We start from the raw sequence: 10,000 nt of genomic DNA, 5'->3' as shown, positions 1-10,000 counted from the left end.
CGGCGCCCTGCCGGACCGTTCGGTGGCCGAAGCGCTGCAACGCATCTCCGGTATCCAGATCCAGCGCACCTCCGCGGCGCGTGACCCCATCCGCATGACCGCCGAAGGCGGCGGCGTGGTGATCCGCGGCCTGACCTGGGTGCGCTCTGAAACCAATGGTCGCGACATCTTCTCGGCCGCCAATGGCCGCTCCTTAAGTTTCGAGGACGTGTCGGCGGACCTGCTGGCCGGGGTCGATGTGTATAAGAACCCGTCGGCGGATATGATCGAAGGCGGCATTGGCGGCACCGTCAATCTGCGCACACGTCAGCCCTTCGACTCGCGCGGTCGCGTGCTGGCAGGCACCTTCGATTCGACCTATGGCGACTTGCAGGAGAAGCGCCAGAATTCGATCAGCGTTCTGTATTCCGACCGCTGGAAGACCTCGATCGGTGAGGTCGGCCTGCTGATCAACTATTCCAATGCCGACTCCGGCAATGAAACCCACGTCATCGGCGTTGACCGCTATAATCAGGTCGGTACGGGCAGCGCGGCGCGCTACATCCCCAATACGCTCGGCTGGCGCATCATCGACTGGGAGCAGAACCGTCAGGCCGGGGCCATCGCCCTGCAATGGCGTCCGAACGACGCGCTGGAATTCAGCCTTCAGGCCTTCAAGTCCAAGGCAACACCCAAGAACGTCGAATACAATACCGGCTTCTATAACGACTCCGGCGAACTGACCTCGGCTCAGTCGATGGCGACCTATAAGTACAACAGCCAGGGCGAATTCGTTTCGGGCACCGTCTATGGCGCGGGCATCACCGCCAACACCCGCTATGGCGACGACGTCAAGGAAACCGAAGACGTCAGCCTCAATGCCCGCTGGTACGTCAATGACAAGCTGACCCTGACCGGCGACCTGCAATATGTGAAGTCCACCGCCGACATCCTGTCGAACACGGCCTTCATCCAGTATTGCGCCAAGCGCGTCACGACGGATGCCTGTGCGGCTTCGGACAAGACCGTCGTTTCGATCGACATGAATGGTGAGCTTCCGACGATCCGCATGCTGACCTCAGACACGGCCAACAAGTCCAACTATTATTGGGCAGCGGCTATGGACCACGTCGAAAAGAATGAGGCCAAGCAGTATTCGGCGCGCATCGATGGTCAGTACGAGTTCGACGACAATGGCTGGCTGAAAAGCTTCAAGTTCGGGGCGCGTGCCACCGATCGTGACTATCAGACCCGGCAATCGACCTGGAACTGGGGCTATCTCAGCCACCAGTACTGGGGCTCAGGCGGCGGCACCGGCGCGGTCTATCTGGACCAGACCGGCGGCTTCGGTTCGGTTCCGGCCAATCCACGCCTGCCCGGCCTGTCGGAGCTGGTGACGTTTGACGGCTTCATGGGCGGTCAGACTCCCGTCCCCGGCAATATCTGGTTCCCCTCGGCTGACCTCGTGAAGTCTCCGCAGGGCATGTATAACGAACTGCATGCGGTTCAGAACGCCGGTTGGGGCTGGGCGCCGATCAGCCTTGATGCCATCGGGCCGGAAGGCATCAATAACCAGAGCGAAAAGACGACGGCGGCCTATGGCCTGCTGCGTATGGGCGGCGACCTCAGCGGCTTTGGTCAGAGCTGGGACGGCAATATCGGCGTGCGCGTCGTGAAGACCGAGGTCGAAACGGCAGGGGCAGTGGTTTCGGCCGCCGACGCCAATTTCGGTCCGGCCTGCGTGCCGTCGGGAGCCGTGACGGCGGAACGCTGTGCGGCCTTTGAAAACGCCCGCCGCTTCAAGGCCACGGCCCTGAGCGGCGTCGCCTTCGGCGGCACCAATGAATATACCGACGTGATGCCCAGCCTGAACCTGCGCTTCAAATATTCGCCGGAGCTTCAGTTCCGCTTTGCGGCGTCGAAGGCCATTGTGCGTCCGGACATGTCGTGGCTGAGCGGCTACACCACGCTTTCGACGGGTCAGTCCACGGGCGATTTCACGCTCAACCCGACGGGGCAGGGCGGCAATCCGTTCCTGAAGCCGGTCGAGGCCAATCAGTACGACCTGACGGCGGAGTGGTATTTCGCCCCGACCAGCAGCCTGACGCTCGCCTTGTTCAAAAAGGATCTGAGCAACTACATCTATGTGCAAAGCACGCCGGAAACCTATACCAATAACGGCGCGACCATGACGTTTAACGTCAACCGCTACGTCAATGGCTCGGAAAAGGGCGAGGTGTCGGGCTTTGAAATCGCCTATAACCAGTTCTATGACTTCCTGCCGGGCTTCTGGTCGGGCTTCGGTATTCAGGCCAACTACACCAAGATCGACTCGTCGGGTGGCCGCAACCCGGTGGCCAGCGTCACCGACGGCAATCAGGTAACCAATGCCAGCATCAGCGGCCTGCCGCTGGAGGGCATGTCACCGGACAGCTATAACTTTGCCCTGCTGTATGAAAAGTACGGTATCTCAGCGCGCATGGCCTATAACTGGCGCTCCGAATACCTCTACACCACCTCGGCGGCCAATGTGAACCGTCCGATGTGGGCGGGCGATTACGGCCAATGGGACGGCTCGGTCTTCTACAGCCTGACGCCCAAGGTCAAGGTCGGGCTTCAGGCGACCAATATCGGCCGCGACATCGCCTATACCCGCGTGTCGTCCGACGTGGCCAAGCCGCTGGAGACGCAGTACTATTCGGCGACCAAGACCGACCGCCGCGTGGCCCTGATCCTGCGCGCCAGCTTCTAAAATAGACCAACTGTTAAATCTGTAGGCTCTCCCGTTCTGCGGGGGAGCCTTTTTAATGAGGGTACCAAAAATCAACGAGGCAGACAGGATGAGCGACGCCATTCGCCGCATTATCATCGCCGGGGGCGGCACGGCGGGCTGGATGTGTGCGGCGGCGCTGCGCAAGGGGCTGGGCCGCACGGTCGAGCTGGTGCTGATCGAATCCGAAGACATCGGCACGGTAGGGGTGGGCGAAGCGACCATTCCGCCGATCCGCAAATTTCTGGAGCACGTGGGGATCAACGAACTCGATTTCATCCGGGCGACCGAGGCCAGCTTCAAGCTGGGTATCGAATTCGCCGGATGGGGCGCGCCCGACAGCCTCTATTTCCACGGCTTCGGCGATTTCGGCGCGGTACATGAGGCCGTGCGCCCCTATCAGCTGTGGCGGTTGTTGCGTGAAGCCGGTGACGAAACACCGCTGGAGGCCTGGTCCTTACCGGCAGCGCTGGCGAAGGCGGGAAAGTTCTTTCCGCCCAATCCCGACCCGCGTTCACCCATGCACGATTACGCCTATGCCTATCATTTCGATGCCGGGCTATTTGCGCGCTTTTTGCGCCGCCATTGCGAGGCGCAGGGCGTGCAGCGGATCAATGCCAAAATCGACGCCGTGCAGGTGCGCCCGGCAGACGGCTTCATCGAGGCGCTGAGGCTCGACAACGGCACGAGCGAGGCGGCGGACTTTTTCATCGACTGCACCGGCTTTCGCGGGCTGCTGATCGAGGGGGCGCTGAAGGCCGGGTTCGAGGACTGGTCCCACTGGCTGCCGGCGGATCGCGCCTGGGCCGTGCCGACCGCGCGTCATGCCGGGGCAGGGATTACGCCCTATACGACCTCGACAGCCCATGCGGCGGGCTGGCAATGGCGCATTCCCTTGCAGCACCGCACCGGCAATGGCCACGTCTTCGCCTCGGCCTTCATGGATGAAGAAACGGCGCGCGACGTGCTGCTGCGCCATCTTGAGGGGCCGGCTTTGAAAGACCCCATGCTGATCCGCTTCACCACGGGTCGCCGTCCGCAGCCGTGGACGAAGAACTGCGTCGCCGTGGGCCTGTCGTCCGGCTTCTTGGAGCCGCTGGAATCGACCTCGATCAACCTGATCCAGAGCGGCATTGCGCAGTTTCTGGAACTGTTCCCCTCGCGACAGGCCGAGGCGGTGCTTCGGCGCGAATATAACCGTCAGATGGGCCTCTCCTACGAGCGGGTGCGCGACTTCATCATCCTGCATTATAAGCTCAATACACGGTCCGAGCCGCTGTGGCGGTATTGCGCCGACATGCCGATTCCCGACACGCTGGCGCACAAGATCGAGCTGTTCAGCGCGCGCGGCGACGTGGTCAGCTACGACTGGGACCATTTTGCCGAACCGAGCTGGATCGCCGTGATGAACGGGCAGGGGCTACGGTCGCGCTTTGCTGACCCTCTGGCCCGGCGGTTGCCGCTGGAGGGCGTGCGCGCCCTGATGACGCAGCGGCGCGACGCCATCGCGCAGGTGGTGCGGCAACTGCCCCTCCATGCGGATTTTATTGCGCAGCATTGTGCGTCTGCGCCCGCCGCTGCGGCCGAATTGTGAGCCAAAAATACGCCTGAGCGCAGAAGCGTCTGGCGCTTTTGCCTGATTGCGTAGTAATGACATCGCTGTCAAAGCTGTGGATAATAATGCCGTTATCTTGTCTGACAATTTGACGTGCAAATGAAAGAAATTGTTGGTAAATGGCAGTTTGATCGCCGCCGTTAAATTTTTCGATTGCAAAAGTCCGGATTTGCTGGATTTTTGATATTTGATTTATTTAATCGGTGCGGGCCTAAAAAACGTCTGTGAAAAGTCACTCGCAACCTACAGGTAGGGGTATATGTCTGAATCATCCAGCACCGCCAAAGGCGGCAGCGGTCTCGCGCTAGCCGTCGTCTATGTGACCACGCTCTTCTTTATCTGGGCTGTGGTGACCAATCTGCTCGATCCGCTCGTGAAGACCATGAAGACCGTCTTCACCCTGACGCCCGTTCAGGCCATGCTGACCGGCTTCGCCTTCTTCATCGCCTATTTCGTTATGTCCCTGCCGTCGGCGGCCTTCCTGTCGCGCTTTGGTTACGCCAAGTCGGTCATGGTGGGTCTGGGTGGCATCGCAGCGGGATGCTTTATCGCCATCGCGGCGGCCAAGCTGCATATCTACACCGTGTTCCTGGTGGCCCTGTTCACCATGGCGTCGGGCGTGACCCTGCTTCAGGTGGCGGCCAACCCGCTGATCGCCTCGATGGGTAAGCCCGAAGATTCGGCCTTTCGCCTGAACTTGTCGCAATCCTTCAACTCACTGGGCGCGGCCTGCGGCCTTTTCTTCGGTGCCTCGTTCCTGCTGAACGGTGACATCTTTAAGAAGGACGTGGTCATCACCGAACTGATGAAAGAAGAAGCGCTGGGCTTTGTGACCAACGTCTATATGGCCATAGGCGTGGCTCTGGTCATCTTTATCGCCCTGATCTTCATGGTCCGCGAAAAGATCACCGCAGCGGCCCCCAAGACCGGCCAGCTGGTTTCGCCGTTTACCGCCCTGACCTCGAAATGGGCCAACCTCGGCTCCATCGGTATCTTCCTTTACGTCGGTGCCGAAGTCGCTATCTCGCTTAACCTTCTGTTGTTCCTCGAACAGGCCAATATCCTGAACCTCGAAGCGCAGTCGGCCGGTCACCTGACCACCTTCTACATGCTGTTCGCCATGATTGGCCGTTTCGCTGGTTCGGCCCTGCTGAAGGTCGTGCGCGACTACGTCATGCTGACGCTCGTGGCCATTGGCGCTATCGCCCTGTCGCTGGTCGTTATCTTCACCAAGGACATGGTGCCGTCTGAGCCGACCGGCATAGTCAATGTGATCCTGACCAGCGTGCCGGTGACCACCGGTCTGATCCCGGCTTTCGCGGCCCTGCTGATCGGCCTGTTCAACTCGATCATGTTCCCGACCATCTTCACCCTGACCCTGCAGCGTTCGACCGCACCGACCTCGGCCACGTCGGGCCTGCTGTGCATGGCTATTGCCGGTGGCGCGGTTCTGCCGCTGGCGTTCGCCAAGATTCAGGAAATGACCGGCTCCATGTCGATGGGCTTCATCGCACCGCTCCTCTGCTACGTCTATGTTCTGTGGTTCTCGTTCGCCTGCCGCAAGGCACCGACGCACGCCATCGAAGAAGGCGTGTCGGGCGGGCACTAACCCTGCTGCCGGGCGGTTCGTCACGGGGGCGAACCGCCCGGTTTCTTCAACCATAAAAGACCCCGGCTGAGACACTCCGGGAGACGGGCGTATGCTATATATTGGCGTGGATTTTGGCGGCACCAAGATCGAGGCGGCGGCCTTGTCCGACCGCGGAGACGTTCTGGCCCGCTGGCGTGAGCCCAATCCCGGCGATTATGACGCGGCCCTGCGTCTGGTCAAAAACCTGATCGCGCGGGTCGAAGCCGAAGCCCGTCAGACCCATCCTGATCTGGCCGTTGCGCCTTCTAGTATCGGCATTGGCTCGCCCGGTTCCGTATCGCCGCGCAGCGGCCTGATGCGCAATTCCAATTCTCTTTATCTGAACGGCCGCACCTTCCGCGAAGACCTTGAGGTCACTCTGGGCCGTCCGGTGCGTCTGGCCAATGATGCCAACTGCCTCGCCCTGTCCGAAGCGATTGACGGGGCCGCCGCCGGGGCGTCCAGCGTCTTTGCCATCATCGTCGGTACGGGCTGCGGCGGCGGTTTGGTGGTCAACGGGCAACTGGTCAACGGGGCCAATGGCATTGCCGGCGAATGGGGCCACATGCCCCTGCCGTGGCCGCAACCCGCCGAATATCCCGGTCCCAAATGCTGGTGCGGTCAGCACGGCTGCCTCGAAACCTGGGTCTCAGGCACGGGCTTTGCGCGCGATTTTCAGCAGACGACGGGCCGCGACCTGAAGGGCGAAGAGATCATCACCGCCATGCGCAGCGGCGATGCCGAAGCCAAAGCGGCCTTTGAGGCCCTGCTGTCGCGACTGGGGCGCGGCATGGCGGCCATCGTCAATATTCTCGATCCGGACGTCTTCGTTTTCGGCGGAGGCCTGTCCAATGTGCCGGAAATCTATGACGCCCTGCCGGGCCTGATCCGGCCCTATGTCTTTTCCGACGGCTGGGACGCCAAACTGGCGCCGGCGCGCTGGGGCGATTCGTCGGGCGTGCGCGGTGCCGCCTATCTGTGGAAACAAGGCTAAACGGACGAGGCGGGCATGAAACGGATAATGTTCGCCTTGGGCCTGTTACTGGCGACGCCTGTTCGGGCGCAGGAAGCCCCGATTGTCCATCTGCCGCAAGGCGATCTGCGCGGCCAGACGCAGGAGGGTGTCAGCCGCTTCAAGGCCATCCCCTTTGCCGCGCCGCCCGTCGCCGAAGCGCGCTGGACTGCGCCGCGTCCGCCGCAGGCGTGGCCGGGTGTGCGTGACGCCACTGAGAGCGCGCCCGCCTGTGCACAGGTCTCCTATGGCTGGAACGAAAAGGCCGCGCAGGGTGCTTCGGAAGACTGCCTCTATCTGGAAGTTGCCACGCCGGAGTTGAGGCCGGTCAAGCCCCTGCCGGTCATGGTCTTTATTCATGGCGGGGCCAATCGCGCCGGGGATGGCGCAGGCACGATCCATTCGGCCCTGCCGTCGCAGGGTGTGGTACTGGTGTCGATCCAGTATCGTCTGGGGGTGTTTGGCTTCCTGTCGCATCCGGCCCTCAGTGCCGAACAGGGCGGGGCGTCGGGCAACTACGCCCTGATGGATCAGATCGCCGCCCTGACATGGGTGCGCGACCACATTGCGGCCTTTGGCGGCGATCCTCACAATGTCACCCTGTTCGGACACAGCGCCGGCGCACAGGATGTCGGGCTGCTGCTGGCGGCACCCGCTGCGAAGGGGCTGTTTCATAAAGCCATTCTGCAATCGGGCACACCGCAATTTGGTCTGCCGGCGCGCACCCTGACGCAGAACGAAGCGCTGGGGACCACTTTGGCCAGGGGTTTCAGCGGTGCAAAGCCCGACAGCGCGGCGGCGCTGGCCGATCTGCGCCGGGCCGATGCCCGCGCCGTGCAGGCGGCGGCCGACCGGCTGGATGCGCCTATCGACGACGACAGCTTTATCTGGCTTCAGCCGACCGTGGACGGCAAGGTTTTGCCGCGTGCTCCACAAGCGGTGCTCCGCGCCGGTGAAGGGGCGGATATTCCGGTGATTATCGGCGTATCGGCGCGCGAACTGGGCCTGCATGGCACCGTGAAAAGCCAACTGAAAGCCGCCTTTGGCCCGCGTGCCAGAGCCGCAGCCCGATATTATCGCCAATCGGACCCGGTTCTGGGGCCGCCCGATCTGACGCTGGCTACCGACCTCAGCTTCCGCTGTCCGGCCGACTGGCTGGCGCGGCAACGCACGGCGAAGGGCGGGCAGGTGTGGCTCTATCAGCTTGAGGTCAATCGCCCGGCGGATCAGCCGGTGCATCATGGCTCTGAACTGATTTTTGTTTTCAACCGCCCGCCGCCGGGGGAGGGGCCGGGCTGGCCGGAGCTGGGGGCGCGCTGGGTCCGCTTTGCCCGCGATGGCACCCCCGGGGCCGACTGGCCGGTCTATGGCGCCGAAGCCAATAGTCTGCGCCTTATGGCGACCGGGCCACAGGTGGCGACGCATGTGCGCGGGCCCGTGTGCGGATGGCTTGACAGGCCTTAAATCGATTTCAGTATGCGTACCCTGAGCGGCTTTCGGTCAAAATGAACCGAAATTTTGCTCTCATTTAAAGCGCCTTGCGAAAGGCGCTCATACCAGACCGGAACACCCGGCGTATCGAGGAGGACACCATGAAAGAACTGACACGCAAAGGCTTTTTGACCGCAGGACTGGCGAGTGGGCTGGCGCTTATGGCCGCCGGTGTGGCACGCGCCCAGAAAGGCCCCATGCTCGCCTATGCCGATGGGATAAAGGAAGGCTGGTGGATTGGCGGATGGGCCAAGCAGACGCCGGCCGTGCCACTTGAAGATCAGAAGCCGGTGGAAATCACCATGGCCGCCTGGAACGTTTTCACCTTTCAGACCTGGCAGAAGCTGAACGGCCCGGATTTCAAGACCCTTACGCTTCTGGTGCATGGTGGCCCCAAGGGCAAGCAGGAGGTGTCACTGCGTCTGCGGCTGGGCGAAAAGGCCTATGAGAGCCAGGTGACGCTGAAAGGGCTGAAAGGCAAATGGGTGCGCTATGACGTGCCGCTGAAGGACCTCAAGGTGAAGGACGGGCAGTTTGACACTATCGAACTGCGCAACGCTTCGGCGGAGTCGCTTGAGCCCTTCTACGTCAATTTTGTGATCTTGCAGTAATTAAGCCGACTTCATGAGCGCTTCCCGGATCGGCAGGAAGCGCTCATTGAACGGCAGGATGCCCGCCCCGCAGGCGCAGGCGTCGATGGCCAGAGCGGCGCGGCGCACAGGCGCAATGGGCGGCAGGCGACGGTCGGACAGGCGCGCATAGAGCGCGTTCAGCCGGTCGCACAGGCCGTCAATGATGGCGGCTGGCATCCGTCCGCCAATGTAGTGCGCCTCCGGGTTCAGGGCGCAGTTGAGCGTCAGAAACGGCATATAGAGGTGTTGCGCGGCTTCATCCAGCCACGCATCGACGACGCTTTGCGCCTGCGGTGACAGGTCTTCGAGATCGGCGGGGACGCTGGCCGCGAAGCCGTGCGCGGTCAGACGGGCATAGAGGGCGTAGAGGGACACCGCGTCCTGAAGCGTCCGTTCTGTCTCCGCTTCGCCGGGGATGGGCAGGAAGCCGATTTCGCCTGACCGCCCATCCGCGCCGCGAAAATAGTGGCCATTGATGACCATACCGCCGCCCAGACCGGCGGAAATCAGCGTATAGATAAAGGAGCGCGATTGCAGGCCGTGGCCGAACTGCATCTCGCCAATGGCCGCCGCCGCGGCATCGTTTTCCACGACCGCCGGGGCGTCGATCAGGCCGGCGAAGAGAGCCGGTACGTCGATTTCAGACCACACCCCATAGGCGTCCGGACGATTGGGCAGGGGCACCCGCCCCAGATCGTCCGGCATCCCGATGCCCATGCCGATCAGACGATCAAAGTCGATCAGGCGTTTGCGGCGCAGGGTGTTCAGCGTTTCGGCCACGAAGGCGCGCACTTCGTCAGGCATGGCGAAATGGACTTCGCGGCTGATGCGAAAGCGCACCTGACCCACGAAATCCAGAGCGACGACGGTG

The 10,000-nt window shown here is 62.2% G+C and carries 7 protein-coding genes; 6 read left to right on the top strand and 1 reads right to left on the bottom strand.

Annotated elements, in window-relative coordinates:
• The 6 genes from LDL37_RS05010 to LDL37_RS04985 all read left to right on the top strand — a co-directional run.
• On the top strand, nucleotides 1-2,731 hold a 2,731-nt coding region (locus LDL37_RS05010; RefSeq protein ID WP_290795186.1), incomplete at its 5' end, for a TonB-dependent receptor.
• 88 nt (nucleotides 2,732-2,819) lie between these two features.
• Nucleotides 2,820-4,343: a tryptophan halogenase family protein gene (locus LDL37_RS05005; protein ID WP_290795183.1), complete on the top strand. Its 1,524-nt coding sequence runs from the start codon at nucleotides 2,820-2,822 to the stop codon at nucleotides 4,341-4,343.
• 280 nt (nucleotides 4,344-4,623) lie between these two features.
• A complete protein-coding gene (locus LDL37_RS05000) occupies nucleotides 4,624-5,973 on the top strand; it encodes a sugar MFS transporter (protein WP_290795181.1) in 1,350 nt (449 codons plus the stop codon).
• 91 nt (nucleotides 5,974-6,064) lie between these two features.
• Nucleotides 6,065-6,988 carry an ROK family protein gene (locus tag LDL37_RS04995; protein ID WP_290795179.1) on the top strand — a complete coding sequence of 308 codons (924 nt, stop codon included), beginning with the start codon at nucleotides 6,065-6,067 and terminating at the stop codon, nucleotides 6,986-6,988.
• Nucleotides 6,989-7,003: 15 nt separating this feature from the next.
• Complete coding sequence (locus LDL37_RS04990; protein WP_290795178.1) at nucleotides 7,004-8,470, top strand: carboxylesterase family protein; 1,467 nt, start codon at nucleotides 7,004-7,006, stop codon at nucleotides 8,468-8,470.
• A 128-nt stretch (nucleotides 8,471-8,598) separates the two neighbouring features.
• The gene (locus LDL37_RS04985; protein WP_290795176.1) at nucleotides 8,599-9,108 is read left to right on the top strand and encodes a hypothetical protein; all 510 of its coding nucleotides are present in this window, start codon (nucleotides 8,599-8,601) and stop codon (nucleotides 9,106-9,108) included.
• Here the strand turns inward: LDL37_RS04985 and LDL37_RS04980 are convergent.
• Nucleotides 9,109-10,000: ROK family protein (locus LDL37_RS04980; protein WP_290795174.1), on the bottom strand; the 892-nt coding region annotated here is incomplete at its 5' end.

The organism is Asticcacaulis sp. (assembly GCF_020217185.1).
Taxonomy (GTDB): Bacteria; Pseudomonadota; Alphaproteobacteria; order Caulobacterales; family Caulobacteraceae; genus Asticcacaulis.
The sequence above is the reverse complement of the archived record's forward strand: the minus strand, read 5'-3'. Positions and strand labels throughout refer to the sequence as shown.

Excerpts from the sequence above, each read along its gene's own strand:
- LDL37_RS05005 (WP_290795183.1), top strand. The coding sequence starts at position 2,820 with ATGAGCGACGCCATTCGCCGCATTATCATCGCCGGGGGCGGCACGGCG.
- LDL37_RS05000 (WP_290795181.1), top strand. The coding sequence starts at position 4,624 with ATGTCTGAATCATCCAGCACCGCCAAAGGCGGCAGCGGTCTCGCGCTA.
- LDL37_RS04990 (WP_290795178.1), top strand. The coding sequence starts at position 7,004 with ATGAAACGGATAATGTTCGCCTTGGGCCTGTTACTGGCGACGCCTGTT.
- LDL37_RS04985 (WP_290795176.1), top strand. The coding sequence starts at position 8,599 with ATGAAAGAACTGACACGCAAAGGCTTTTTGACCGCAGGACTGGCGAGT.
- LDL37_RS04995 (WP_290795179.1), top strand. The coding sequence starts at position 6,065 with ATGCTATATATTGGCGTGGATTTTGGCGGCACCAAGATCGAGGCGGCG.